23 protein-coding genes and 1 riboswitch are annotated in these 24,330 nt (G+C 38.5%); of the genes, 13 read left to right on the top strand and 10 right to left on the bottom strand.

The genetic code is table 11. The annotated features are described in order from the left end of the window. Nucleotides 1-9 precede the first annotated feature (9 nt). The 3 genes from QS795_RS09260 to QS795_RS09250 are packed head-to-tail and all read left to right on the top strand — an operon-like array spanning nucleotide 10 to nucleotide 7,124. Entirely contained in the window at nucleotides 10-3,057 is a 3,048-nt protein-coding gene (locus QS795_RS09260; RefSeq protein WP_286271256.1) for a hypothetical protein, read from the top strand. A 2-nt stretch (nucleotides 3,058-3,059) separates the two neighbouring features. Further along, nucleotides 3,060-6,428 carry a hypothetical protein gene (locus QS795_RS09255; RefSeq protein WP_286271254.1) on the top strand — a complete coding sequence of 1,123 codons (3,369 nt, stop codon included), beginning with the start codon at nucleotides 3,060-3,062 and terminating at the stop codon, nucleotides 6,426-6,428. 6 nt (nucleotides 6,429-6,434) lie between these two features. Next, nucleotides 6,435-7,124, top strand: a complete 690-nt coding sequence (locus QS795_RS09250; RefSeq protein ID WP_286271253.1) for a hypothetical protein — start codon at nucleotides 6,435-6,437, stop codon at nucleotides 7,122-7,124. Nucleotides 7,125-7,169: 45 nt separating this feature from the next. Here the strand turns inward: QS795_RS09250 and QS795_RS09245 are convergent, their stop codons facing one another. After that, entirely contained in the window at nucleotides 7,170-7,421 is a 252-nt protein-coding gene (locus tag QS795_RS09245; RefSeq protein WP_286271251.1) for a hypothetical protein, read from the bottom strand. 144 nt (nucleotides 7,422-7,565) lie between these two features. Here QS795_RS09245 and QS795_RS09240 point away from each other — a divergent pair, with 144 nt between their 5' ends. Then, on the top strand, nucleotides 7,566-10,103 hold the full coding sequence (locus QS795_RS09240; RefSeq protein ID WP_286271249.1) for a hypothetical protein: 2,538 nt from the start codon (nucleotides 7,566-7,568) through the stop codon (nucleotides 10,101-10,103). A 3-nt stretch (nucleotides 10,104-10,106) separates the two neighbouring features. Here the strand turns inward: QS795_RS09240 and QS795_RS09235 are convergent, their stop codons facing one another. Then, complete coding sequence (locus QS795_RS09235; RefSeq protein WP_286271247.1) at nucleotides 10,107-12,053, bottom strand: acyltransferase family protein; 1,947 nt, start codon at nucleotides 12,051-12,053, stop codon at nucleotides 10,107-10,109. Nucleotides 12,054-12,213: 160 nt separating this feature from the next. Between QS795_RS09235 and QS795_RS09230 the strand changes: the two genes are divergently transcribed. From QS795_RS09230 to QS795_RS09215, 4 genes are read left to right on the top strand one after another with little or no spacing between them, the layout of a single operon-like run. Next, the gene (locus QS795_RS09230) at nucleotides 12,214-12,594 is read left to right on the top strand and encodes a putative holin (RefSeq protein ID WP_286271245.1); all 381 of its coding nucleotides are present in this window, start codon (nucleotides 12,214-12,216) and stop codon (nucleotides 12,592-12,594) included. After that, nucleotides 12,581-12,859, top strand: coding sequence for a phage holin family protein (locus tag QS795_RS09225; protein ID WP_006658813.1), 279 nt, complete (start codon nucleotides 12,581-12,583; stop codon nucleotides 12,857-12,859). The genes QS795_RS09230 and QS795_RS09225 overlap by 14 nt, the downstream gene beginning before the upstream one ends. Before the next feature lie 5 nt (nucleotides 12,860-12,864). Further along, a complete protein-coding gene (locus QS795_RS09220; RefSeq protein WP_286271242.1) occupies nucleotides 12,865-13,206 on the top strand; it encodes a M15 family metallopeptidase in 342 nt (113 codons plus the stop codon). Beyond that, nucleotides 13,206-13,700: a hypothetical protein gene (locus QS795_RS09215; protein ID WP_286271240.1), complete on the top strand. Its 495-nt coding sequence runs from the start codon at nucleotides 13,206-13,208 to the stop codon at nucleotides 13,698-13,700. The genes QS795_RS09220 and QS795_RS09215 overlap by 1 nt, the downstream gene beginning before the upstream one ends. A 293-nt stretch (nucleotides 13,701-13,993) precedes the next feature. On the opposite strand, the gene QS795_RS09210 is transcribed toward QS795_RS09215, so the two are convergent. The 4 genes from QS795_RS09210 to QS795_RS09195 form a co-directional block, all read right to left on the bottom strand. Continuing rightward, nucleotides 13,994-14,218, bottom strand: a complete 225-nt coding sequence (locus QS795_RS09210; protein ID WP_286271239.1) for a hypothetical protein — start codon at nucleotides 14,216-14,218, stop codon at nucleotides 13,994-13,996. Between the two features lie 101 nt (nucleotides 14,219-14,319). Next, nucleotides 14,320-15,636 carry a type II toxin-antitoxin system HipA family toxin gene (locus tag QS795_RS09205; protein WP_286271238.1) on the bottom strand — a complete coding sequence of 439 codons (1,317 nt, stop codon included), beginning with the start codon at nucleotides 15,634-15,636 and terminating at the stop codon, nucleotides 14,320-14,322. Then, entirely contained in the window at nucleotides 15,630-15,965 is a 336-nt protein-coding gene (locus tag QS795_RS09200; protein ID WP_154603668.1) for a helix-turn-helix transcriptional regulator, read from the bottom strand. The genes QS795_RS09205 and QS795_RS09200 overlap by 7 nt, the downstream gene beginning before the upstream one ends. A gap of 153 nt (nucleotides 15,966-16,118) precedes the next feature. Beyond that, complete coding sequence (locus tag QS795_RS09195) at nucleotides 16,119-16,451, bottom strand: hypothetical protein (RefSeq protein WP_286271236.1); 333 nt, start codon at nucleotides 16,449-16,451, stop codon at nucleotides 16,119-16,121. Between the two features lie 614 nt (nucleotides 16,452-17,065). Here QS795_RS09195 and alr point away from each other — a divergent pair. The 5 genes from alr to rlmA all read left to right on the top strand — a co-directional run bounded on the left by alr (nucleotide 17,066) and on the right by rlmA (nucleotide 21,131). Beyond that, complete coding sequence (gene alr, locus QS795_RS09190) at nucleotides 17,066-18,289, top strand: alanine racemase (RefSeq protein ID WP_286271321.1); 1,224 nt, start codon at nucleotides 17,066-17,068, stop codon at nucleotides 18,287-18,289. 213 nt (nucleotides 18,290-18,502) lie between these two features. Continuing rightward, complete coding sequence (locus QS795_RS09185; protein ID WP_286271234.1) at nucleotides 18,503-19,240, top strand: phosphatase; 738 nt, start codon at nucleotides 18,503-18,505, stop codon at nucleotides 19,238-19,240. A gap of 475 nt (nucleotides 19,241-19,715) precedes the next feature. Beyond that, on the top strand, nucleotides 19,716-19,913 hold the full coding sequence (locus tag QS795_RS09180; protein ID WP_286271233.1) for an acid-shock protein: 198 nt from the start codon (nucleotides 19,716-19,718) through the stop codon (nucleotides 19,911-19,913). Between the two features lie 72 nt (nucleotides 19,914-19,985). Next, nucleotides 19,986-20,198 carry an acid-shock protein gene (locus tag QS795_RS09175; RefSeq protein WP_154599210.1) on the top strand — a complete coding sequence of 71 codons (213 nt, stop codon included), beginning with the start codon at nucleotides 19,986-19,988 and terminating at the stop codon, nucleotides 20,196-20,198. Nucleotides 20,199-20,309: 111 nt separating this feature from the next. Continuing rightward, nucleotides 20,310-21,131, top strand: coding sequence for a 23S rRNA (guanine(745)-N(1))-methyltransferase (rlmA, locus tag QS795_RS09170; RefSeq protein WP_286271231.1), 822 nt, complete (start codon nucleotides 20,310-20,312; stop codon nucleotides 21,129-21,131). Nucleotides 21,132-21,188: 57 nt separating this feature from the next. Here the strand turns inward: rlmA and mntP are convergent, their stop codons facing one another. The 4 genes from mntP to QS795_RS09150 all read right to left on the bottom strand — a co-directional run bounded on the left by mntP (nucleotide 21,189) and on the right by QS795_RS09150 (nucleotide 24,327). Continuing rightward, nucleotides 21,189-21,770: a manganese efflux pump MntP gene (gene mntP, locus QS795_RS09165; RefSeq protein WP_154638513.1), complete on the bottom strand. Its 582-nt coding sequence runs from the start codon at nucleotides 21,768-21,770 to the stop codon at nucleotides 21,189-21,191. 6 nt (nucleotides 21,771-21,776) lie between these two features. After that, a riboswitch (yybP-ykoY riboswitch) is annotated at nucleotides 21,777-21,960 on the bottom strand. A 153-nt stretch (nucleotides 21,961-22,113) separates the two neighbouring features. Then, entirely contained in the window at nucleotides 22,114-22,572 is a 459-nt protein-coding gene (locus QS795_RS09160; protein ID WP_154603673.1) for a DUF986 family protein, read from the bottom strand. Between the two features lie 89 nt (nucleotides 22,573-22,661). Continuing rightward, on the bottom strand, nucleotides 22,662-23,513 hold the full coding sequence (locus QS795_RS09155; RefSeq protein WP_036953376.1) for a PTS mannose transporter subunit IID: 852 nt from the start codon (nucleotides 23,511-23,513) through the stop codon (nucleotides 22,662-22,664). A gap of 13 nt (nucleotides 23,514-23,526) precedes the next feature. Next, on the bottom strand, nucleotides 23,527-24,327 hold the full coding sequence (locus QS795_RS09150; RefSeq protein WP_154627068.1) for a PTS mannose/fructose/sorbose transporter subunit IIC: 801 nt from the start codon (nucleotides 24,325-24,327) through the stop codon (nucleotides 23,527-23,529). Nucleotides 24,328-24,330: the final 3 nt, after the last annotated feature.

The following is a 24,330-nucleotide window of genomic DNA, read 5'->3' as shown; positions in this document are numbered from 1 at the left end:
GGGTGATGCATGCCAATTGTACCAACGTATAAAGAACAACAGGTTAGTTCATCACCGTTGCCAAATAATGGCTTTAGCGTTCAATCTAGCCCTGAGCATTTCGGGGCGGGTATTGGTCAAGTTGCTGAGCAATATGCTGGTGTATTCGCTGAAGCGAAGCAACGGGCTAATGTGGCTCTGGCACAAGATGCATCATTGCAGCTTAGACAAAAAGCCAATGAACTGATGAACGATCCGCGCAATGGCTTACTTGCTAAGCAAGGTAAAAATGCCATTGGTAAAGGTTATGAGTTTGAGCAAGCATTTGATAATGCCGCTGGTGAAATAGCAGTAACGTTGCAGGATGATGCAATAAAAAGCATGTTTGCACAGCAAGCAAAAGAAATGCGATTGCAGTTTAGCTCTCAGGCTAATAAGCATGAAATGGGGCAAATTCAATCATTTGAACAGGAGCAATACGAAGCAACAAAAAAAATAAATTCGGAATCAGCGTCCGCTTTGTATGCTGATAATAATGCTTATGTATCAGCACATCGCCAAGTGTTTAATCAAATTGAAGAGTATGGGTTGGCTCGTGGCTGGAGTGATGAAAAAATTATTGCAGAAAAGCAAGAGTTTAAAACAGCTACAGCAAAGAGAGCCATTGAAAATCAGATAGGCTCTGATTATATGCAGTTTATGCAGCAGAATGGGGAGCCATCAGATAACGGCGGTGTCAGTCGTTCATCAGCGTATTACGGCGGTTCAGTTGGTTCAACCAAAGGTATGGTTGAGCAGGGCAACATCAATTTACTTAACAGACCAACTGTTAAAAATAAAGACGGTTCGATTAGTACGGTAAGGACTATTTCAATTGGTACCGACCAGGGCGAAGTATTAATTCCAACTGTCAGTGATGATGGTCGATTGCTTTCTGATGATGAAGCTATCGCACTCTTTGAAGAAACAGGAAACCATTTAGGCGTTTTTGATAACCCGGATGATGCAACGGCATACGCAGAAAGCCTGCACAATCAGCAGGATTATTTTTATTCTCAAAATGGCGATGACAAGAGAAAAGCAAGAGGGTTAAGAAATAATAACCCGGGCAACATTGAATTTTCAAAAGAAAACAACTGGGTTGGACAGCTAGGTAGTGATGGGAGATTTGTGCAATTTGAAACACCAGAGCATGGGATCAGGGCACTAGGTAAAAACTTATTATCTTATTCAAGGCAAGGGTATGTAACTCCTGAGCAGATCATCACGCGGTGGGCTCCACCTGGTAAAATAGATAAAAATGATACTGAGGCATATATTAAGTTTGTTTCGGAATATATCGGTGTAGATAGGGATGTTCCTCTTGATTTGACCGATTTAAATACCCTGACAAAAATAACTATGGCAATTATTACGCAAGAGAATAAAGGCCATAAAATTGACTATACACCAGAGCAGATATCGAATGGAATGCAGAGCGCATTAGGTTTAACAAGTTTACCTAAATCTGATCGCCAACCAAAACGCTTAACTGGTTCGGTAGCTTTCGATGCACTTGACGAGTCAGACCAGGCAAAATACTTAAAGCAAGCTGAGCAAATGGACAAGCAACGCCAGCAACAATTACAAACTGAACTTGGAACTACTATTTCTGATTCCTACGCCGCATGGGAAAACGGTCTTGATGCACCTAATGCGCCATCTGAAAAAACTATTATTTCTGCTTTTGGTTATGACAAAGGCACTGCAATGATAGCGGATATGCGAGAAGCTAAGCGATATGCTGGATTGATATCAGCAGCTAAAGATATGACGCCACAGGCTCAACGCTCATTATTAAATAGCATCATGCCGGATCCATCTGAAAGCAATTACGCAAGTAAAATGCAGCGCTGGGAAAAATTCGGTAAGTTTGTTGATAGCAACATCAAAGCGCAAGACAAGGTGTTTTCTGCAAATCGTCTTCAGTTATCTATACAGAATAACTTCCCGCTAGATCCTAACGATAAAAGCAATCAGGATGCAGCAGACAACTACTTTGCAAACAGTATCGAATCATCATTCAATATTCGTGATGAGAATAGTTTAAATGCAGTAGCTGAAATATCTAGCCGTACTGGAATTATTCCATCGCAAATTAAATCAAAACTGGTGACTGGTTCAACATCAAGAAACCCTGAATTAGTCATTCCAATGGCTAAAATGTACGGACAGATATTTGATAATAATCCATCTGCTATTAATGGGTTATCTACTGACGCCATGGCTTACTATGGAAAAATCTATGACTTAACTCGATCAGGTATGGATAGTGAAAAGGCAATAGATATTGCATACAACCTAACCTATGAGCAGAACGATAGAACCAAGGCGATTATCGCCGAACAGATGCGTGATAAGAAATATAGCAAAGAAAGAGACAAAGCAGCGCAAGGTAATATTAATAGTTTCTTTGCCTTAGGTGGTTTCTCATCACCTAATGTTACAAAGCCTAGCATTAGCAACCGTGAATATATGCGAGATTATCAAACGCTTTATGATGCGAATTTTGCTAGTACTGGCGGTGATCCTGATTTAGCTAAAAAAATGACGGATGCACAAGTTAAGAAAACATGGGGCGTTACATCAATAAACGGTAAAGATGAAGTTATGCGTTATGCTCCTGAAGCTGTTTACGGCACTAATGAAAGCGGTGCTGGTAACTGGATCATTGGTCAATGGCAAGAAGAGCAAAAACAGCTTAAATCTAAAGTGTTTGGTGGCATGCCTGGCGATGCTGAATTTGTTTTAGTTCCTGATGCGGTGACAGCTCGTGATTACAGTTATGCAATCATGCTAAAACAAACTGGTAGTGACGGCATCCCTATGTTTACACCTTTCCTTGGTGATAGCGGTATGCCATCACGCTTTAAACCTGAGCAATCATCATCACCAATGTACCGTGAGGTTATGGATAAACGCCAGAAAACATATCAAGAGGCTAAGAAAGAGCGTGAGATATTAGAAGGTAACGCTAAGCCTGATCCGATTGATTATGGCTTCAGTAATACACTCAACACCATGTTCGGGAGAGAATAGCCATGCCTATTTATGAAATGGATCCAAATGATGTAATGGGCGCTGATATTGCTTCAATTAAACAACCTGAACCTCAATATGGTGAATCAAATGATGTAGGTATTCTTGATGCTGCAAACCCTTTCAGTGATAAAAATGAGGTTTCTAGGCTACGTGATGCAGCATTTAGGATTGATAACTCAGTAGGTAGTTTAATCGCTACCATGCCTTTTAATCAGTTCGAAGAACAAGACGGTTATAATCCATTCGATGATGAACGCACATTATCTGGCTATGAAGATTTTGCAGATGCTTTTATTCACTCTAAATCACCAGAGGAAACATCAGCAATAAAACAGCGTATTAATAGACAAATTCAAGATAGGCAATTGCTGCAAGATGCTGGTGGAGCTGGATTAATTTCAAGCATAGCGATGGGGGTAATTGATCCTATAAACGTAGCAGCAATGATGGTACCTGCAGGTACTATTGCGCGTGGCGGGGATGTATTAGCTACCGCCAGTAAATTTGCGGTTTCTAACGCGCTTGGTGGTGTTGCTTCTGAATTGGCGTTATCTGCTACCCAAGAGACTAGAACGCTTGAAGAAAGCGCATTGAACGTAACGTTTGATGCTATGTTAGGTGGATTACTTGGCTCTGCTGCTCAGTTAGTTAAAAACAGAGGGCAGATAGTCAGTAAGTTTAAAAATGATGTGTTAGGCGAACAGCAGACAATACAACAAAATATTCCTGATAATACTAGTGTAGGTGCAATGGAAGTCCCTGAGACCACGTTAGAACAGGAAACATTGAAAGGACCATCATTTATTAACAGAACAATGAATGTTAGTCCTGTTGGGCGAGTAGCTCAGTCACCATCAAAAACAGCACGGCAAATTAACCAGCAGCTTGCAGAGAACAATTTTACCTTTGCAAAAAATGAAGAAGGTATTGCTTCGTTTACAGCTGTAGAAACCAAGGTAAGAGGCTATGAAACGCTTGTTTATAAGCAAGTTGAATCAACCAAAGATTTTTATAAAACCTATCGCAAAAAAGCCAAAGAGCGTGACGGTAGTCGATTAAGCTTATATGAGTTTAGTGAGCAAGTTGGTGATGCTATGCGCAATAATGATCGCCATGCAATACCAGAAGTCGCAGAAGCAGCAAGAGCGGTGCGTCCTATTGTTGAAAAGACCAAGGATCGCATGGTTGAGCTTGGCATCTTGCGTGAAGGGATAACTGTATCAACAGCAGAAAGCTATTTTCCTCGCATTTATAAGTTCGACAAAATACTGAATGATCGGGCTGAATTTAGAAATATTATTGCTGATTGGTTACAGGAAATGAATCAGCGCACAGTTTATAAAGCTGAATCTAGTCTAGCTAAAGCCGATGCAGGAATAGAACAGGCCAGAGCGTCCGCACCACAAGCAGAAAAGTTGAACGCTGAAATAAAAGAGGCTGAACGCTGGTCTGGTAAAAAACAGCTTTTAATGGATGAGATAGAAAAGAACCGCAAATTAGTTGCAGAAAAAGAAACTGTTTCAGCAGAAATTGAAATACGTAAAGCAAAAAATCCAACTAAAAAACTGGAACAATTAGAACGCAAACTCATGCGTATTGAAGAGGCTGAAAATAAACTGGCTTCTTACCAGCGTTCGTTAGATATTTTAGATAATCCTCGCCAGTTTAGAAACGAGTATCGCCAATTAACACGTAAAGCAAATTCACTAACTCGCTATGATAATCGTCGCCATGCAGCATTGCGCAGAATGGAACCATTAGCGCGTGAAGAGGTTGAGGCAGCAGCGGATGATATCATTAATAAAATTATAGGAGCACCATCTGGCATTGTACCTAGTGAGCTGATCCCTGATGGATTAACTAAGCGTGCAGGTTTCACAAAATCACGTACGTTAAATATTCCAGATGAACGTATTAAAGACTTTTTAGAGTCAGATGTTAACTACGTAATGGAAAACTATATTCGCCAAGTAGCACCAGAAATAGAGCTCACGGCGCAGTTTGGGCGAGTGGATATGGACGCACAAATCAAAGCCATTACTAATGATTACAATACGTTAATTTCCGAATCTAAAACCGCAAAAGAACGTGGCAAATTAGAAGCCAGAAGGGATGCTGATTTACGCGATATTCGAGCCATGCGTGACAGGTTATTAGGTACCTATGGCGCACCTAAAGATCCATCAAGTTTCTTTGTCAGAGCTGGTCGCATTGCTCGTCACGTTAACTTTTTACGTTTGCTTGGCGGCATGACAATTTCATCATTGCCAGATATGGCCAGACCTATTATGCAGCATGGTTTGCGTAGCGCACTAAAACCATTGGGTAAAATGCTCACCGACATTAGCGCAATGAAGATTGCCAAAGCGGATTTGCGTGAAATGGGTATAGGCCTTGAATATGCGTTATCTAGCCGTTCTAAAGTTATTGCTGACCTTAACGATCCCTACGCTCGCCGCACTTTTATTGAACGAGGTTTAGAATGGTCATCACAAAAGTTCGGAAATTTCACATTGATGAATCAATATACAGACACAATGAAGATGTGGACTGGCGTTGTAACACAATCAAAGATACTCAGAGCTGCGCAAGAGGTGGCGGCTGGTAATGCATTAAGTAGCAAGGAAATAAAAAAGCTGGCTCACCTTGGCGTTGATAAAAATATGTTAGAGCGTATAGCTCAGCAATACTCTAAGCACGGTGAAGATTTAGACGGCATGTTAACTGGTCATAGTCACTTATGGGATGACCGTGTAGTTCGTGAAACCTTCCAAGCGGCAGTATTGAAAGATGTTAGAACGACTGTAATCACACCTGGTATTGGCGACACTCCATTAATGATGAGTAGCGAACTAGGAAAGATTGTGATGCAGTTTAAAACCTTCTTCTTTGGTACCCACAATAGGGCGTTAGTGTCTGGCATTCAGTCTGGTGATGCTTCATTCTACTACGGTGCACTGTTACAAATTTCATTGGGCTCATTGGTTTATGTATTAAAATCAATGATGGCAGGGCGTGAAATTAATGCTGAACCAGCTAATCTTGTGAAAGAGGGTTTGGACTGGTCTGGAATGATGGGCTGGCTAGGTGAGCCTAATAACATATTAGAAAATCTCAGCGGTGGTTCGTACGGTATGAGCGCTATGTTTGGTGGTCCACCAGCATCACGCTATCAGAGTCGTAATGGTATCGGTGCATTATTAGGCCCTACATTTGACCTTGGTGGAGATATCCAAAATATTACCGCAGGTGTTATGAATGGTGAGTTTGATGATAGAGAAGTCAGGTCGGTAAGAAAACTGTTACCATTTCAGAACCTTTTCTATTTATCACCATTACTTAATCAGGTAGAAGAACAACTTAAGTAGGATTAAATGAAATTTATAAACTTAAAAATAATATTATTAACAGCAAGCCTGCTAGTTGTTAATTCAGCTATATCAGCTAGTTGTGCTCTGTCAGAGATGAAAGGATTTAATATTAGTGGAGATAATCTATGCTTAGATAAAATAAATTATCCAGCGGTTATGGCCGCAAAGAGTAAATTAGATATCAATAGCTTTGCGTTAATTAATGATAAGATGGTTTTATTTACATCTAAGTCTTTGACTGGAACAGCATTAATGCTAGGCACACCAGATGGAATCATGAAAATTGTTGGTGAAATTCCGGGTAACGACCTAAAGGAAAATATTAATGATATAAGAAGTGTTTCTTTTTATAGTGGTGATAACAGTATTTATTTTATGACTAGCGCATGGGCAACATCTGGTGCAATACATAAAATAAATTGGGATAAGGTTATAAATGCCCTTAATAATATCCCAGTAACTAGTGATGACATTGAATTTATAACAGATGGAAACTCTCTTTATGTTATTAATGAAGGAAAATACTCAGGTTATTTGATAACTAATAAGCATAAATATAAAGATGGTGGCGGTTCATATGATACATACGTTCTTGTGTCACCTGAAGGAAAGCCTATGAAAGAAATAAGTGAACACGCAGAAGGTGTTAACGAATTTCTAAGTTCATCTGGCACAATGGAAAGGCTGCGTTAAACAAAAAAGCACCTACGTATAGGTGCTTTAAATCACCTTAAACGATTACTTGTTTAACTCGTTAGTGATATATTCAATATGCGTCTTGATGTTCTCTTTAACCTTCAAACTCAGATTTATGTAATTCATCATTGCTGTAATTTCAATGAGTGCCGCGCTCACATCACATCCTTCACTGTCCAGTTTTCTTAGCAGTTCTTCTACGTTCGACTTGCTCATCAAATCCTTTATTCCAGTTTCGGTATTAACTTTTTCTGCATAGTTATCGGGTGCTGGAAAATTAATTACATCTTTCATATTAGATACCTAAGTTGTGTGTAAGACTTAACAGTAAACTAAAAATGAACTTCTTGTTTATCTTTTTGTTATTAATGTAAACATAATTCCGGAAATGGTTTTTAAAGGCTATCATACACGAACTCAACCAAGTGGAGAATAGCCATGACTGTTTCAACTGAAATCAGCAGTAATGAATATGTAGGAAACGGTGTAACAACCGATTTTGATTATAAGTTTAGGATTTTTAAGGCAAGTAATTTAAACGTCACAATGTCAGACGCAGACGGTGATAACGTTGTAACTCTGCGTTTAGGCACTGATTACACAGTAACTGGTGTTAACAAGTCAGCTGGTGGCAAGGTTATTTTAACTAAGCCATTAGCTGAGAAACATCAAATTAGCATTGCCCGTATCATTCCAATCGTTCAAGAAACCTCATTTCGCAATCAAGGTAAGTTCTTAGCTGAAACGCATGAAGATGCATTTGATTATCTGACAATGCTTATGCAACGCGTATGGGGAAGCTTGTCATTATTTCTAAAGCGCCCAAGCATTTTAGCAAACTGGTTCGATGCCAAAAGTTATCGCATTTCGAACTTAGGAAAACCAAAGAAAGATAGTGATGCTGTTGATCTTGGAACAATGAAGGATGCCATTTCATCGCAGAGTAAGCGTTCATTGCGCGTTGACGATATGGATATTGTGGCACTACCTAAAGCTAATGACCGTGCTGGTAATGTGCTTACGTTTGATAAAGATGGTAAGCCAATTGTTGTTGCTCCTGCTAGCGGTAGTGCAATTGATGTGCTTCATCAACTTGGTATGGCCGATGGTCAATCTTTAATTGGTTCGTGTTTATCAATTGATGAATTAAAAGGAATTACACCAAAATTTATTTACCAACAACAGTCAGTGCTAGGATTCTATGTTGACACTCCTTACAAGGCTGGTGGGATGTTCTTTTCCGCTGACTCATCTAGTTTTGAAGTTGATAATTGGGTTGTTTTCCCAAGTGCCGACCCGAATTATGTTTGGGTTAGGCAGGGCGTGGAAAAGGAGAGATCAATATTAAATTTTGGTGCTAGAGAAGGGCAGGATATAACCGAGTTCTTGGCTCTTGCGGCAACCAAAGGCCTAACAGTCATTCAAGACAACCCTTTTGACGTAAAAACAACGGGCGGCATTCCATTAGGCAAAGGCATCAAAATTAAAGGCGATGACGAAAGTGAAGGGTTTATTGTATTGGACTCTGCTAACTTTGATGAAATATTTTTGCCAAATAAAAGCGAGCACTGTTATTTCAAGGCTGAAAAAGCAAGGTTTAAGGCTGTTACATGCAAATCAAACACCCCTTACGTGTGTGGTGTAACGATGGAAGATCCAGTAACAAGTCTCATCGAATACAAATTACAAAATTGTGTTTTAGTTGACATTGGTGAAACATCGGACATGTTATACGGATATAACGTTGATGTTGTGAAAACCGACAATAAAATAAAAATGTCCAAGGGGATGATTGATAAAATAATTGCAACAGGAAGGAGTTATCTTAGGGGGATCACAAGTACAAACAATGCGGATCCAACTAAAATTATGAATGCAAATTCACCGAGATTCGGAAGGTCCTCAATAACAGGTAATGACATTGAAGTATATATGCCTTCATTACATAATCAAGATATTGCTAAATTTTCAGGTATGTTTAATAACCAAAAAATTTACGGAAACCATTTTCATAATACAAATTTAAAATCTGGTGCGGAATGCGACTTATATGCTGGGGTAACTAGCAGTGTTATTTTCGGTAATACATTTAGAAACGTATCATTAAAATGTATGTCATTATCAAATTCAGACACTAATGAATATTTATCAACGTTTGGGTCAGTAATTGCTGTAAATACTTTATTATTTGATGATGGTGCAGTAAATAACTACGGGGTGTATTTCAAAGGTGATATATCATCGTTCGTAGCAAATACCATCCGAAATAATCAGACTACAGCGAAAGATCAGTTTATTGGTGTTTGGTCTGAAAGCAATAGAGGTAACGGTGGATATCTAAACTCACAGTCACCAGTTGGGAATGTTATTAGTAATAATGTAGTAGACATACAATGCGGTGACTATAATGGCCAATACTGGAGAGCATTTGAAAGCCCAAGCACATTATCAGCGTCAATAATTTCATCCAATGTTTTTGCTGGCGGTGGGCTAAGAGAGTATGAAGGTGGAATAAACTCAATGACAGGAAACTCATTCATTAATGTGAGTATGGATGTAGGATGTGAGCTTAGAACCTATAACGGTACTAATAGTCGAGTTTCATTGATTGATGGCTTACCTTTAGACGCAAGGCTTATAACCCCAGCAGTTGGTAATGTGTCTGAAAGTGATATGAGAAAAGTTGCTGGCGTAGTCACTCCTTGGTTTGATAATGATAAAGGTGTCTGGAGACTTTATGTTGAATGTAAATCAGTAAAATCAAGCGATTGGCAATACTTTGATGTTTGTGCAAACTCTAGTAACGGAACAATATCTCAAACTGCTGGAAGAAAAATGGAAACCCCATCAAACAAAGATGAACTAAATACTAGATTTATTTTATCTGTATCAAATGGAAATCTTACAATTTTGTCAATGGGTGGAACAATTGACCCAGTCATAGTGAAATATAAATGGGTCTCAGTGCATAGATAATGATTATATTAATTTTTCAATTGATTCATATATTTTATTCCAAACATCATTAGCGCCATATATTGAAAGGTGAGTCGCATCAGAATATAGCGGCTCACCTTTTTCACTAAGCATGTAACATTTATTGTCATTGCATAGCACGTCAAATGGGTTTACGAACTTTATTCCTTCAGATGTTAACCTTTCATTCATAAATTTATTTATAGCTGAGTTTCTACTTTCATAATCAGATGTTAGTTTATTTTTACATTCCTGCTCTATAAATGTTGGTCTAGTAATGCATGATGAACTTCCAGTATTAGATCCTGATACTGGGGGTAGACCAATAATAATAATTTCATTTTTTATATTTTGCTTTATATCTAAGATATTACTTATATTGAAATTTGCATAATCTAAATCTGATTGAAAATCAACGTTAACGCCATCTTTAGATACTTTTTCTCTATAATTAAGCCATGATTGAGCGTAAATAATAGGTATATTATTTTCAATGGATGATTTCATGGCTTTTTTAGCAAGTAAAACACATTCCTCATTCGTTTTTCCTCTTATGATAAGAGGTGTTGAGTTCGAAAAAAAACATCCGTCCTTAAAAAAACCATATGCTAAAATTCCTTTTTTCTTTAAGCTAACTGAAATTGCATTAGCATACTGCCTAGAGTAACTGTCACCCATAATAATAAACGATGGATTTTTTGATTCATCACCAAGCTTAACTTCAGTATTCTGAAGGATTCCATGACCACCATATATATTATCAGAATATTTTTCTGTTAACATTTCATCTGAAATCCCATTGCTTCTCCATACAAAGCCATCTTTGATGACAGTAAATGAAAACAAAAAGGCGCATATTAATATAGATGAAACCATTGAAATGCTTTTCATTGATATTTTTTGCAAGTTTATTTTTCTGTATTTATTTTCAATGTAAATATACATAAAATAAGCAATGAAAAATGATGCGAAAAATATAAGTATTTTTTCAAGTGTTTCTAGCTCTCTAAAAATCCAATACTTATAAAAAACAATCAATGGCCAGTGTATTAAATACACTGAGTATGAAATTAAACCTACTACAATACTAATTTTGTTATTTACAATAATACCAGCATATTTTGCATCATGAGCTAATATACATAGCATTGCTCCTGATACAGGGATCATGGCATTTAAACCAGGGAATTGAGTTGATGACGTGAACGTTAGAGCACCAAATAAAATCAATGCAATCCCTGATATCATCATGAATTCTTTCATTATGCTAGGTAGGCTTTGTCTATTTGGTATAAAGAATATAATCCCACCTAATGCCAATTCAAACATTCTAAACGGTGTCCAGTAGTACCCTTCAACTTGCATATTTGTAGTTGCCCATTGTGATGCAACTAATGATGCTACTGCCACAAATGCTATAATATAAGGAACTGATTTCTTATTCACCCTGAATGACAATAAAATTATTATTGGCCAAACAAGATAAAACTGTTGCTCAACAGCTAATGACCAAGTGTGTAATAGCGGGTTAATTTCAGATGAATTGTCAAAATAACCTGAGCTTCCAGCAAAAAAAATATTAGATAGCGAAAATGTTGCATACACGGCAGACTTTGATACTTGTACAAAATCAGCTGGTGAGTAAAGTAGAAAACAAAATAGAATAACAAATATTAATGTAAATATAAGTGCTGGGTACAATCTTGATATTCTTGATGACATAAATCCAATGTAGCTAAATTTATTATTGTCAATATTAGAATAAATTATCCCAGTTATTAAAAATCCGGATATAACAAAAAATACATCAACACCAACATATCCACCAGGTACAGAGCTAAATCCTAAATGAAAAAGCAACACTATAATTACTGCTATAGCTCTTAATCCATCAATTCCAGATGAATAGTTTTTGTTTTTAGTTTTACTAGTAGATGAAAAAATACTCATTTTAGTCTCATAGCGAATGAATAAATAATTGAAAAATAATACATCAATATATTCCGATAGTATATAAAGCAAGATAAAGCAAAATTAAAATCATGTATGAGTTTTTGTTTATCTTTTTATGCTGTAGTATCATGGTTATTTCTCAACCATGGTGCTACACATGAATGAAAACACTACAGCGGTTACAGGTTTAGGCCTTGCATCATTTGTCAGCTACTTTTCTGGATTGCCTCCTGAGGTTGTGATGGGGGCGATTCTTGGCGCTATTTATTTCACTACAGCAGCAACAGAATTTTCATTAGCTATCCGTTCAGTATTCGCACTCTTAAGCTTAGGGGCTGGTTTACTATTGTTCAGTCCATTCGCTACCATCTTCGTTTCAATGACTGGGTTAATAGGCGTTAAGCCAGAGGCCTATAACGTTGATAGTCTTGACGCTCTAGGGGCATTTGTTGCCTCTCTTCTCTCTGTAAAACTCAGTATCAAATTGTATAAGAAAGCTGATATTCCGAAAGGAGGTAACGGCCATGACATACGATAAATCACTACTCATTATCAATGCACTGATCTGCTTAATCATGTTCTTTAGGGGGCTTTATTTCGTACGCGGAGATAAAGGCTATAGCCGATTAGGTGGCTGGCTAGCGTGGGTATTCTTAGGGTACTCAATTTCGGTACCGGTATTTTCCTATCTAGATCCAACCTATCAGGTTGGTATTCAAAATCTTATTCCAAACTCTTTCCTTTGTGCTGCGCTGTTTGCTAAGCGTGGCAATGTTATGCAATTACTTAAAAAAGTGGGGTGATCCTAATGTCTATGGTAGATAAACAAAATAGATTTACTGGAATGGTGGCTAAGTTAATTATCTTTTCTCAGGATAAAGGCTATCAATTGACGTTCGGTGAAGCATTTAGAACGGAAGCGCAAGCAAAGCTAAATGCTGCTAATGGTTCTGGTATTTCAAATAGCTTGCATACTCAGCGTCTAGCGGTTGATTTCAACCTATTTAAAGGTGGTAAGTATTTAACAGCCACCAGCGATTATAAAGAACTTGGCGAATATTGGGAGTCGCTAGGTGGTAGTTGGGGCGGTCGATTTAAAACTCGCCCTGACGGTAATCACTTTAGCTTAGAGCATAACGGGGTTCGCTAATGAAAAGAATAGCCATTGCATTAATTGCGCTGGCTGTCTCATTTGCCGCTGGTTTTATGGCTAGCGGCATTTTTTCTGATAACCAGCAAATGACAAAACAGATTGCCGGGCAACAGGAAGATGAGAAAGACTTAGCGTTTAACATCGACCAGCGCAAGCAGGCAGACGAAGAACAACAAAATAGGGTGGTGATATACAATGAACAAAAAGAACGTGCTACGATGCGCACAGACGCTCTGCTTGAGCGTGTTCTTAATCACTTTGATAGGATGCAGTACGAATCCAGTGCCACGGAAGCAAAAACTGATGGTACCATTAACGCCGATACCTGCAGAACTGAAAGAGAAAAGACCGGTGAACTTTCTAGACAACTACGAAGAACACTTGAAGTCTATGGGCGTGAGTCGAATCGTGCCGATGAAAACACAAGGGCCCTTAATTTATGCATTACTGAGTTAGCTGAGAAAGAAAAACTACTCAGTTCGTATCGATAAATCACTGTTCAAATATTGTTCATTTTTCATTGTGACGGTATTGATGACGGTATCGCAACCCACTAGGTTAATCTTGTTTTATATAAATCAATTTGTTATGTGACTCTAAAACAATTGAGTGGGAATGATTTATCTATAATCGATAGCGATTTTTAGAAATCATTAATACTAAAGGCATCAGTTACTTACTGGTGCCTTTTTGTTTTTTGGGGAGTGGCTGAGATTGTTCGGTATATTTAGGATTAATGATGAACCGAAATGTTTGGCATGTTGATGATGGGATAAGCAATAAATTAAAGCTTTTTATTTAGATTTTTGAGGTTAACGCCATTTTTCTTCATTTCAGCATTCTTTTCATCAATTTTACTATTGCGAAAATCATTAAGCGCGCGTTTATATGCACGATCGATAGCATTATTAAGAATGCCTCCGCCGCCAGGAAAGGGGATCCACGAAAATATCCATAGCAATACTAATTTGATGAACAGAACGGTTTTTATCCATCGCTTAGTCATCATTCTTCCTTCTTCCTTGTCTTGTATGCTTACTATTATGAATGAGTTGACGGGTTAAACATGCAAAAATTTAGTGTATAGCTAACTGATTTATTAACTAAGAATTAGATATTTAATCTCAAATTTTTATTTATTTCATCGGCTAATTCAGCAGGAACATCCCACTCTTTGGCAAGTTTTTTCCATTTGGAAACTACATCTAGAGTTTCATCGATAATATTGTCGATTTTCTGTTTGCTAAATGCAGGGCTGAGCTTGATTAAAGAATAAAAATCCTCACGGGTAAAATCATCTCTTTTTCCATTTAAGCTCATCCAATGACTGTTTACCCATTTACTACCGGGTTTATAACTATAAGCTAGATCGTAAGCGGGAGCTAAAATCCATTTATTATCTTTCAGCATAAATGCAAAATTTTTGGAATGATCATCATGATTGCGAGCGATAATGTTAAAAGCCATTCGTTTTAATAGCTGAAATGCATCATCTGCAGGTAAACGTAAGTCACGGGCGATACCAAATAGTTCGGCGTAGGAAAATGAACCGGGGTTTTTATAATCCACATGGGCTAAACCATTTAAGGTCTGTACGTGAACCTTTTGATTACCAATCCGATCGAAACGCTGAGTGATAAAATGCCGTCTGGCGCCTTCATCTAATAAATGGCATGGCATCATATTGACTCCGCATTGTGTCGCCATTACGTGATAGACATACTCCATGGCACCATAACCGAGAGGATCTCCAAATGTTTCTTGGTTTGTATTGTGTTCACTTACACCATCAAATTTCATTAAATAGTGAGTGAAACTATCTGGTATATCGGATTGACCAGAGCGAACTTGGGTAAAATCATGATTAAAGGCGAGAACAGCTTTAGGCCTTGCTCCACCAGCACTCATTCCTACAGATAGTAACTCCATCATTGAAGCTGAATCTTCTTGATGGTTGCGACTTAATTCCACATTAAAGTTGCTACGCAAATCGAGAACTTCCTGTGCAATAGCAACAAGAGACTCAATTTGAATGTCGGTTTTTGTATTGTTGTTATGAAGTTTGGTTGCAGGGATGTATTCCAATGCCCCCATTCCTCGTTTGCCAGTGTATTGCAGGCGCTGTAAAGGCGTAATGCTGTCAATTGATTTACCTTGGCTTGCGACCCAAGCATTCATGACAGCATTACCAAAATCATCAGGTAAAGAATCGGCAATTAGTCCAGGTAACCCTTTAAATGTTTGATAGTTGAGTTGTGGAAAACGATAAATATGTTTTGATAGTGGCATTTTTAACGGAGACAGCTGTATACCTTTTTTAATAAACTTCGTGGAATATTCAAAGGCGCCAAGACCTGTAGAGGAGTCAAAACTTAATGCCCCAATGCTTTCACTTTTGTAACATACATCGATAACTTCCATTACCATTCTAATTCTTCCTCTTTAGTATCAGTATGGTCAGCACGTTGGCCAGATGCACGTTGCCGCTTTTTACCTTGTAATTTCATCAGTTGAATAGGGGATATTGGTTGCGGAGGTAAAAATAGGTCTAATTGCTCAGTTAGGTTTAGCGCCATCATAATGGCAATAAACATTTCTAGCTGAGTATGACCTTTTTCAGCGGCCATGATCGTTTTGCGTGAAACACCCACAAATTGGGCCAACTCTGTTTGGGTTAAATTTTGATTAAGTCTTGCTTGTTTTAGCCGTTCGCCGATTTGCTCTGCATAGGCCAATGGTGATTTTTTTCTATTCATAGAGTCCTCTAATATGGACTTAATATGCAAAAAATGCATAATAATGTACCAAATATAGGACTTTATATTCTAATAGTCAAATCACCATAAGTTAAGTCCAAAATTAAGGACTTTATGATGATTTTTCACACTTAAAGTCCTTGATGTTGAACTTTAAGTGTGATGAATTTTCTTCCTCGGAACAATAGCCCCTAACGAATAGCATAGACCAGTTAACCCTGCGAGGCTTAACGGTAAAATCATGACGCTATCATTTTTGAGTGGGTTATCTAGGTTAAACATAATCACGACTAAAAATAGATTACTCGCAAAGGTGGCGGCGGTGTAAATAACTGTCACCTTTTGAGGTAAACGAATTAACGAAAAATCTTCGGCAAACTTATCAAAATGCTCCCAAATAAGGTGAATAATTAAGTAAGCAAGAATGAGCGTAAAGTAAAAGATGCTGAGTGCTTGTGTGGTTTGTGGATGAAAAAACTCAATCATATTTTATCGAGATATAAATAAAAATAACGCTGAGTATGGCCGCTAGGATATAAATATTGGTGGTCGTTAAAATCAGTGATGGAACGATAAGCGATATAGCACCATTGAGTGCTAGGGCAGAACCAACTCCTCCTGTAAGAGGATTCATTATCTTTTGAATTATCCAATTCATAGTTTCCCTTATTAGTTAAAATAACGTGCGTTAAAAACGAGGTAACGGAACAGCCAACAAGGCTGAAGATTAAAACACAAGCCCCAAACACAAACGCACCCAGAATAATATTATCCAAAAAGAAAAACATACCCCGAACAAGGTAATTTAAAGCAGAAAAAATGATTATGAGAGCAGCCTCGTAAAAAACATTATTGAGGCAGTTTAGAGGTACTTGTATTGCGGTAAACAAGACGAGAGAAAAGGAATTTCAGGGTGAATTTTCTGTTTTAAATTCACTTAAAGTGATTTTTTATTCAAATTTTAGCAATTGTTGCTTGTTCAATTAATTCATATTGTTATTATCAGTAGCCTATATACATCGAAAGTATATGTTCACTCCCCGTAATCATAATAATAAAGGTGAGGGGAAACTCACTGATCCATGGCTAAGGATAACAACGTGGCATTTCGTCTGAAATATCTTGCTCTTCTTCCTCTGCTGGTGGCGACTGCATGTCAGCAACCTGCGAAAACCAACATCATAGAAACTCCATCTGCACAAATTCAACCTGCGCTAGTTAACAATGCGTGGATAGAAATTTCTCACAGTGCATTGGATTACAATATCAAGAAAGTACAAGCATTATTGGGTGATAAAGCGGGTATGTGCGCCGTTTTAAAAGGGGATGCATATGGGCATGACCTGACGTTAGTTACCCCTGTAATGATTGAAAATAATGTTCAGTGTATTGGGCTAACTAGCAACACAGAATTGAAGCAAGTTCGTGATTTAGGCTTTAAAGGTCGTTTAATGCGAGTGCGTAACGCCACTGAAAAAGAGATGGCTCAAGCCACTGAATTTAATGTAGAAGAATTAATTGGTAACTTGGAAATGGCGCAGCGTTTAAATGCGATCGCAGCAAAACAGGGCAAAGTTATTCCGATTCACCTTGCATTGAACTCGGCAGGAATGTCACGAAATGGTTTGGAAGTCAGCAACGCAGAAGGATTAGAGCAAGCTAAGCTCATCTCACAGTTACCTAATTTAAAGATCGTTGGGATTATGTCTCATTATCCTGAAGAAGATGAGGCGCAAATCCGAAAAGATTTGGCCAAATTTAAAAAAGAGTCTCAACAAGTTCTGAATGTGACAGGATTAAAACGTGAAGATGTTACTCTGCATGTTGCGAATACTTATGCAACATTGACCGTACCAGAATCCTGGTTGGGTATGGTGCGTGTTGGTGGCATTTTTTATGGTGATACGGTTGCCACTAAAGATTACAAACGCGTGATGACGTTTAAATCGAATATTGCGGCGGTGAATCACTATCCGAAAGGAAATACCGTCGGTTATGACAGAACGTATACGTTGAAGCGTGATTCTGTATTAGCCAACATCCCTGTCGGTTATGCGGATGGCTACCGCCGTGTATTCAGTAATGCAGGGCATGTTTTAATTAATGGGCAGCGCGCACCCGTTCTTGGGAAAACATCCATGAACACGGTAATGGTCGATGTCACTGATATTAAAAATGTACAGCCAGGGGATGAGGTTGTTTTCTTTGGTAAGCAAGGGAAAGGGGAAATAACCGCTGAAGAAGTTGAAGATATTAGCGGTGCACTGTTTACTGAAATGTCCATATTATGGGGCGCAACCAATAAGCGTATTTTAGTGAACTAAACCATATCATTTTAATAGAAGCCCGCTTCAAATGAAGCGGGTTTTTTTATTGGTGTAATGGGAATCAGATAAACTGCAATCTACAATAGAGATCCGATAAGTGCGGTTTAACAGAATTGTTATCGAATCCTTGATGGCGATATGTTAGCTTGGGATAACCTTTTCAATCTGAATCATGTCAGAAGGCAAATAGAAGAATTAGAAGGATATTTTATGTATCAAGTTGATTTACATGCGCACACCATCGCCAGCACCCATGCATTTAGTACTGTTAATGAATACTTTGCGGAAGCTGCCACTCGAGGAATGAAACTATTTGCCATTACCGATCATGGCCCTGAAATGCAAGATGCGCCACATGAATGGCATTTTGGCAATATGCCGATATTGCCGCGCATTGTTAATGGTGTTGGTTTGTTATATGGAATCGAAGCAAACATTAAGAATAAGCAGGGTGAGACAGACTGCAATGAAAAAATTGCTCGTCATCTAGATATTATTTTAGCGGGTTTCCATGAGCCTGTTTTAGAACCACAGAGTTTAGAAGACAATACGGAAGCGATGATCGCCACTATTCGTAGCGGAAAGGTGCAAATTATTACTCATCCCGGCAACCCTAAATATCCCATTGATATAAAAGCCGTTGCCCAAGCAGCTAAAGAGTGCAACGTAGCACTAGAGATGAATAACTCCTCTTTCTTGCATTCTAGAGCGGGCAGTAAGAAAAACTGCATAGAAATAGCGAAAGCGGTGAAAGAAGCAGGTGGTTGGGTTGCTTTAGGCTCAGATTCACATCATGTCAGTTATTTAGGACGTTTTGATGAAGTGGTTGAGATGTTGAAATCCATCGATTTTCCAGAGTCCCGAATTTTGAATACCACACCACGCCGCGTTTTAGATTTTTTAGAGGCTCATGGACGTAAACCTATTCCTGAGTTTGCTAATTTTTAAATTGAATATAGTGAGTTTAAAGCCATTCAAAGTTGAATGGCTTTTTTGTTTGAAGTAAACAGAAAAAGTTCTTTCTAGATAAAAATAAAAGTCAATGCATCCTCAAAAAAAGAAACTTTATTAAATTGGTAAAGTAAAAAGTGAAATTTAAAAGAAAAATGAAGAAAGAATAGATATCAAATAAATTGGAATGAAGATGATTTTTAAAATCAAAAAATTAACATCAAGATTTATTTTAATTTATCTATTTGATATGTATGGAAAAGTAAATTTATTCGTAAGTCAAAAAATGATTAAAAATTAATCTTCAATAGTAAATGGAGCATCAACAAAATTAAAATATTTATTCATTAAAATAACCTATAAAAAATTTAAGAATCTTTAATATTCTCCTATTGCGAAATGATCGGCAGATATGATTTATTAGTTTTGCAAGAACATCCTTGCTTAATAAATTAATCTTAAGGTACTTAGTATGAAAAAGTTATTAGCAATCGTAACTGTATTGTCATTAGCTGTTTCTGGTGCTGCATTAGCAAATACAACAACCAAAACTGAGCCAGTAGCGCCAATTGCTGCCGCTCATCACTCAGCGAAAGCTCATCACGCAAAAGTGAAAACTGAGAAAAAAGTGAGTGCAACTAAAGATAAAAGTGCCGAAAAAGCCATTTAAATTTTTAGCTACACCAAAATATAAGTTTTATACCAATTACTCGTTAGTTTGAATTTAAATAAGGCGTTCAAAATGAAAAAATTATTAGCAATCGCAACTGTTCTGTCATTAGCTGTTTCTGGTGCTGCATTAGCAAATACCACTGCGAAAACTGAACATGTAAACCATGGTGTGAAAACGCACGAAGTTGCCAAAGCAGAGCATGGTAAAAAAGAAGTTAAAAAGAGTGAAGTGAAACAGTCAGGTGAAGTCAAAGCACCTGAAGCGGCTAAAGCAGGTAAATAAGTTCGCTATACTCCTCTAGATTACGTCACGGTGCCATGGGGTATAATTCCATGGCGCTGCTTGACAGCTTATATGGTATACTGCGTATTATTTTTAAATCAGTGTAACCATATGAATTATCAATGCCCCCTGTGTTTTAAACCCCTCAATTTAATTAACAGTAGCTATCGTTGTGACGCAAACCACCAGTTTGATTGCGCCAAAGAGGGTTATGTTAATTTACTGCCAGTACAACACAAGCGCTCTAAAGATCCGGGTGATAGCCTAGAAATGATGACGTCCCGTCGTCAGTTTTTAGATGCAGGGCATTATCAGCCAATGCGTGATAAGGTTGCTGAAAAACTCGCTCAATACCTGCCTGAAAACAGCGAAAATATACTCGATATCGGATGTGGAGAAGGGTATTACACTGACCATTTTGCTCAGTCATTAGAGGCTGCATCTAAATCTGTTAGTGTATATGGATTGGATGTGTCGAAAGTGGCGATCCGTTTTGCTGCTAAGCGCTATAAATCCGTCAATTTCTGTGTTGCTTCAAGCCATCGTTTACCATTTGCGGATTCGAGTTTGAGTGGAATTATTCGTATTTATGCACCCTGTAAAGCGCAAGAATTAAGCCGAGTATTAACACCTGCGGGGATTTTAATTACAGTAACGCCGGCAGCAGAACATCTGCAAGAATTAAAAGCTCTGATTTATGATGAAGTAAAATTACACCCTGCAAAAGACGAAGATCTTCCTGACTTTAAGTTGATTGACGAAACTCGCTTAAATTATGCGATGGATCTAGAAGGGGAAGAGGCATTTGCTTTGTTAGAAATGACACCGTTTGCATGGCGTGCTTCTGAAGAGGTGAAACAGCAATTAAAGCAGGCTGAAGTGAAGAGTTATACCGCTGATTTTCTGATCCGTGTTTATCAATATCAAGTCTAAAATCCGTATCAAATCTCAAACAGTTCCCCCCCGAATGGTTCAGGGGGAACGGAAAGATTATGGCGCGTACATAAATAATTCGAGATGCTCAAAGAGGATATTAAATCCAATCGCAATAAGCACCAGCCCGCCTAAAATCTCTGCTTTTTTTCCTAATAATGGGCCTACGTAACGGCCAATCATCATGCCAATTGTCGCCATTATCATTGTGGTTAAGCCAATAGTCATGGCCGTATGGACGATATCCACTTGTAGGAAAGCCAGACCTAAACCAATTGCCATAGCGTCAAGGCTGGTGGCAATGGCAGATAACACTAAATTTCCTGCACTGTGACTTGATGGTTTAGCGCAACAATCTTCATCTTTGGTTGTCAGACTTTGCCAGATCATACGACCACCAAGAATGAACAGTAGGGCAAACGCAATCCAGTGATCCCAACGGATAACATACTGGCTGGCTAAAATACCAATACCCCAGCCAATGATCGGCGTGATAGCTTCGATAAAACCAAAGATAAAACCAGTGCGGAGAATTTCACGAAAACGGGGTTTATGGAGCACTGCACCTTTACAAATAGCGACAGCGAAAGCATCCATAGAGAGTGCGAGGGCGAGGATGAGAGTTGCGTAAAAGCTCATAACAATAATCTCGGTTGGGTGTTTCCATATACACATAAATTACCCCCAACCAAAAGGCGTATTTATGTGTCTATGGTCTTGCCAACCAATAAATGGCATCCGCACCACGTTTAAAAACAAACGAGTATGTTGACACGGATTTTCTGGAAAGAATACATTCCAGAACAGGCTACTCCCCAATGACGTGGGACGAAAGATAACATAGATTTTAATAAAGGCAAAATATTAATTATTAATAAATATATCATTTTAAATGAGAATAATTTTCATTTTCGATATTAACAAAGTTAAGGTTAATTAAACATTTAATTAACCTTAATATTTATACCAATATATAAAGTAGTTATTTATGATTAATGAAGAAATCATAAATCTTTTGTAAATCATCAAGATGGTTAACTTGAACATGGATTTTCTTTTGCTCTAATCCAATCATTAAAATACCATCTTCAGATAAATTCATTGTCTTAATTCGCTCATATAAAATAAATGTATTGGCGAAATAAAAACCGGTTTGTTTAAAAAATACTTTTGGCCGACGAATGAAAGCTAAATAAATAGCCATAAAAATAGTAATCATTAATAAATAAGTGGTTAATAAATTACCATGTCGAACAATATTTGTATAAATGACAATACAAGAGAGCACAATAAAAATGATGGCATCAACTCGATGTTTACGTTTTAAGTTAACTTTTAGTAGAGTTTTGCCTTTCAGAATTCCTTGAATAAATTCATCATAGATTGCGTATACAAGCATGATCAAAATGATAATGGCTAAAACGGCATCATTTAAGGTCATTTGAGTACCCATGACTAAGTGGACGAGCTACCAAGCTTAAAAGTAAAAAAGGGAGGCTGCAACCTCCCTTTTTTGATATTTAACAGGAATTATGGCGCTAAGAAATTCAACCAAGCACCCAGAATACCTAAACCGAAGAAGCCGATAATGATCCATAAAGCGTTCACTTTACGGCGTAATAGCCACATACAGGCGAAGGTCAGTAACAGTGGAACCAAGCCCGGCATTAATTGGTCGAGGATCATCTGAACAGTAGTGATATCTTCAACGCCAGTTGTTTGGTTTTTGATCCGCGAAACTTCGAGTGGAATGTTGACGTGAGTCCATTTATTAACTAACGCCCCCATTACAAACAGACCTAGAATTGAAGCCCCCTCGGTCAGTTTTTGCAGGAATCCACCGCCCATATCTTGAACGATATCAATCCCTTTCTTGTAGCCATAAGCCACGCCGTAATAGCGAGTTAACAGACGTACAAGGTTAAACAGAACGAAGAAGAGTACAGGGCCTAACAAGCTACCTGTCATCGCGATACCTGCACCCAGTGCAGCAAAGACTGGACGCACGGTTCCCCAGAAAATTGGGTCACCCACACCGGCTAATGGTCCCATCAGACCGACTTTGATACCGTTGATTGCACCGTCGTCGATGTCCGCGCCATTAGCACGTTCTTCTTCCATCGCCATCGTTACACCCAAAATAGGCGCTGCAACGTAAGGGTGGGTATTGAAGAACTCTAAGTGACGTTTAATCGCTTGTTTACGGTCATCATTGTTTTCAGGGTATAAGCGACGGATCACGGGAACCATTGAGAAACAGAAACCCAGAGCCTGCATACGTTCGAAGTTCCAAGAACCTTGGAATAAGTTAGAACGCAAGAAAACCCCACGAATATCGCTTTTTGTCAGCCGTTTTTCAGTAGATTGAGTTTGTTCAACCATTTTCACGTTCCTTCTAGTCTAATTCGTTATCAAGATTGTTGTTACTGTTTGATTGGTTGACAACAACTTGGGATTTGTTGTATTTCGGGCTCAGTTGGATGTACAGAATTGCCATCACAACACCAATCACACCAAGTGCAACAAGGTTGAAGTTAGTAAAGGCCGCAGTTACGAAGCCTAAATAGAAGAACGGCATCAGGTAGCCAGCGCGCATCATGTTGATAACCATCGCATAACCGACCACAACAATCATACCACCTGCAATGTTCAGACCATTGGTAACGACTTCAGGGATAGAGTTCAGTAAGTGCTGGACTTCTGAAGTTCCCACTGAAATTGCGACGATCAGCGCAGGGATTGCGATACGCATTGCCTGCAGTAATAACGCAGAAATGTGGATGATGCTCAGGGAGGTTAAATTGCCGGAGACCGCAGCACGGTCAGCAGCGTGTTGGAATGCAACGGTGATAGTACGAACGATGATGGTCAGTACTTGTCCGGCTGCTGCCAGTGGGATAGCCAGCGCGATACCCGCACCAATGCTTTGACCACCTGCAATAACCAGAATGGTTGAAATGATGGAGGCTAATGCAGCATCGGGTGCAACGGCCGCACCGATGTTCATCCAACCTAACGCGATCATTTCCAGCGTACCACCGATAATAATACCGGTTTTCATATCACCCAGAACAATACCAATAAGCGTACAGGCAATGAGAGGGCGGTGGAACTGGAATTCATCGAGGATCGATCCCATACCGGCGATACAAGCCACAACGAAGACCATTACTATTTGAACAACGGTAAGTTCCATTGT

This window comes from Providencia zhijiangensis, assembly GCF_030315915.2.
GTDB classification, from domain to species: Bacteria; Pseudomonadota; Gammaproteobacteria; order Enterobacterales; family Enterobacteriaceae; genus Providencia; species Providencia zhijiangensis.
This window is presented reverse-complemented; position numbering and strand designations above follow the sequence as displayed.

Excerpts from the sequence above, each read along its gene's own strand:
- QS795_RS09245 (WP_286271251.1), bottom strand. The coding sequence starts at position 7,421 with ATGAAAGATGTAATTAATTTTCCAGCACCCGATAACTATGCAGAAAAA.
- QS795_RS09235 (WP_286271247.1), bottom strand. The coding sequence starts at position 12,053 with ATGAGTATTTTTTCATCTACTAGTAAAACTAAAAACAAAAACTATTCA.
- QS795_RS09195 (WP_286271236.1), bottom strand. The coding sequence starts at position 16,451 with ATGATTGAGTTTTTTCATCCACAAACCACACAAGCACTCAGCATCTTT.
- mntP (WP_154638513.1), bottom strand. The coding sequence starts at position 21,770 with ATGAGCTTTTACGCAACTCTCATCCTCGCCCTCGCACTCTCTATGGAT.
- QS795_RS09240 (WP_286271249.1), top strand. The coding sequence starts at position 7,566 with ATGACTGTTTCAACTGAAATCAGCAGTAATGAATATGTAGGAAACGGT.
- QS795_RS09180 (WP_286271233.1), top strand. The coding sequence starts at position 19,716 with ATGAAAAAGTTATTAGCAATCGTAACTGTATTGTCATTAGCTGTTTCT.
- QS795_RS09225 (WP_006658813.1), top strand. The coding sequence starts at position 12,581 with ATGACATACGATAAATCACTACTCATTATCAATGCACTGATCTGCTTA.
- QS795_RS09260 (WP_286271256.1), top strand. The coding sequence starts at position 10 with ATGCCAATTGTACCAACGTATAAAGAACAACAGGTTAGTTCATCACCG.
- QS795_RS09160 (WP_154603673.1), bottom strand. The coding sequence starts at position 22,572 with ATGACCTTAAATGATGCCGTTTTAGCCATTATCATTTTGATCATGCTT.
- QS795_RS09175 (WP_154599210.1), top strand. The coding sequence starts at position 19,986 with ATGAAAAAATTATTAGCAATCGCAACTGTTCTGTCATTAGCTGTTTCT.
- QS795_RS09210 (WP_286271239.1), bottom strand. The coding sequence starts at position 14,218 with ATGATGACTAAGCGATGGATAAAAACCGTTCTGTTCATCAAATTAGTA.
- QS795_RS09200 (WP_154603668.1), bottom strand. The coding sequence starts at position 15,965 with ATGAATAGAAAAAAATCACCATTGGCCTATGCAGAGCAAATCGGCGAA.
- QS795_RS09250 (WP_286271253.1), top strand. The coding sequence starts at position 6,435 with ATGAAATTTATAAACTTAAAAATAATATTATTAACAGCAAGCCTGCTA.
- QS795_RS09205 (WP_286271238.1), bottom strand. The coding sequence starts at position 15,636 with ATGGTAATGGAAGTTATCGATGTATGTTACAAAAGTGAAAGCATTGGG.
- QS795_RS09150 (WP_154627068.1), bottom strand. The coding sequence starts at position 24,327 with ATGGAACTTACCGTTGTTCAAATAGTAATGGTCTTCGTTGTGGCTTGT.
- QS795_RS09255 (WP_286271254.1), top strand. The coding sequence starts at position 3,060 with ATGCCTATTTATGAAATGGATCCAAATGATGTAATGGGCGCTGATATT.
- QS795_RS09230 (WP_286271245.1), top strand. The coding sequence starts at position 12,214 with ATGAATGAAAACACTACAGCGGTTACAGGTTTAGGCCTTGCATCATTT.
- QS795_RS09185 (WP_286271234.1), top strand. The coding sequence starts at position 18,503 with ATGTATCAAGTTGATTTACATGCGCACACCATCGCCAGCACCCATGCA.
- rlmA (WP_286271231.1), top strand. The coding sequence starts at position 20,310 with ATGAATTATCAATGCCCCCTGTGTTTTAAACCCCTCAATTTAATTAAC.
- QS795_RS09220 (WP_286271242.1), top strand. The coding sequence starts at position 12,865 with ATGTCTATGGTAGATAAACAAAATAGATTTACTGGAATGGTGGCTAAG.
- QS795_RS09155 (WP_036953376.1), bottom strand. The coding sequence starts at position 23,513 with ATGGTTGAACAAACTCAATCTACTGAAAAACGGCTGACAAAAAGCGAT.
- QS795_RS09215 (WP_286271240.1), top strand. The coding sequence starts at position 13,206 with ATGAAAAGAATAGCCATTGCATTAATTGCGCTGGCTGTCTCATTTGCC.